Source organism: Streptococcus oralis, assembly GCF_023110435.1.
Classification (GTDB): domain Bacteria; phylum Bacillota; class Bacilli; order Lactobacillales; family Streptococcaceae; genus Streptococcus; species Streptococcus oralis_CF.
The window spans coordinates 1-715 of the sequence record NZ_JALDWB010000007.1 but is presented as its reverse complement, the minus strand read 5'-3'; the positions used below and the strand labels follow the sequence as shown (position 1 = coordinate 715).

The 715-nt window shown below is 51.0% G+C and carries 8 tRNA genes; all 8 read right to left on the bottom strand.

The annotated features are described in order from the left end of the window. Positions 1–20 precede the first annotated feature (20 nt). The 8 genes from M1F97_RS08110 to M1F97_RS08075 all read right to left on the bottom strand — a co-directional run bounded on the left by M1F97_RS08110 (position 21) and on the right by M1F97_RS08075 (position 715). Positions 21–94: transfer RNA gene (locus M1F97_RS08110), tRNA-Ile, on the bottom strand. A 34-nt stretch (positions 95–128) separates the two neighbouring features. Continuing rightward, a tRNA-Gly gene (locus M1F97_RS08105) sits at positions 129–199 on the bottom strand. Positions 200–214: 15 nt separating this feature from the next. Continuing rightward, a tRNA-Phe gene (locus M1F97_RS08100) sits at positions 215–287 on the bottom strand. Between the two features lie 3 nt (positions 288–290). Then, positions 291–364: transfer RNA gene (locus M1F97_RS08095), tRNA-Met, on the bottom strand. Between the two features lie 12 nt (positions 365–376). Further along, positions 377–466, bottom strand: a tRNA-Ser gene (locus M1F97_RS08090). An 11-nt stretch (positions 467–477) separates the two neighbouring features. After that, positions 478–551, bottom strand: a tRNA-Ile gene (locus tag M1F97_RS08085). A 13-nt stretch (positions 552–564) separates the two neighbouring features. Further along, positions 565–638, bottom strand: a tRNA-Met gene (locus tag M1F97_RS08080). A 5-nt stretch (positions 639–643) separates the two neighbouring features. Continuing rightward, positions 644–715: transfer RNA gene (locus M1F97_RS08075), tRNA-Pro, on the bottom strand.

Sequence of the window (715 nt, the reverse complement as noted above, 5' to 3'; positions counted from 1 at the left end):
GAGTAATTCTCCTACTTTAATGGGCACGAGTGGACTCGAACCACCGACCTCACGCTTATCAGGCGTGCGCTCTAACCACCTGAGCTACGCGCCCAAGTTAAAAACTTGGTAATTTGAACAAAGTTCAAAGCGGGTGACGAGAATCGAACTCGCGACAACAGCTTGGAAGGCTGTAGTTTTACCACTAAACTACACCCGCATAACTATTATAAAATGGCGCGAGACGGAATCGAACCGCCGACACATGGAGCTTCAATCCATTGCTCTACCAACTGAGCTACCGAGCCAAATTGCGGGAGCAGGATTTGAACCTACGACCTTCGGGTTATGAGCCCGACGAGCTACCGAGCTGCTCCATCCCGCGTTAATAATAAAAAGGAGGATGTGGGATTCGAACCCACGCACGCTTTTACACGCCTGACGGTTTTCAAGACCGTTCCCTTCAGCCAGACTTGGGTAATCCTCCAAAATATATAATGGACCTTGTAGGACTTGAACCTACGACCACTCGGTTATGAGCCGAGAGCTCTAACCAGCTGAGCTAAAGGTCCAACAAGATCTTTATAGCGGCGAAGGGGATCGAACCCCCGACCTCCCGGGTATGAACCGGACGCTCTAGCCAGCTGAGCTACACCGCCATCAATCGGGAAGACAGGATTCGAACCTGCGACACCTTGGTCCCAAACCAAGTACTCTACCAAGCTGAGCTACTTCC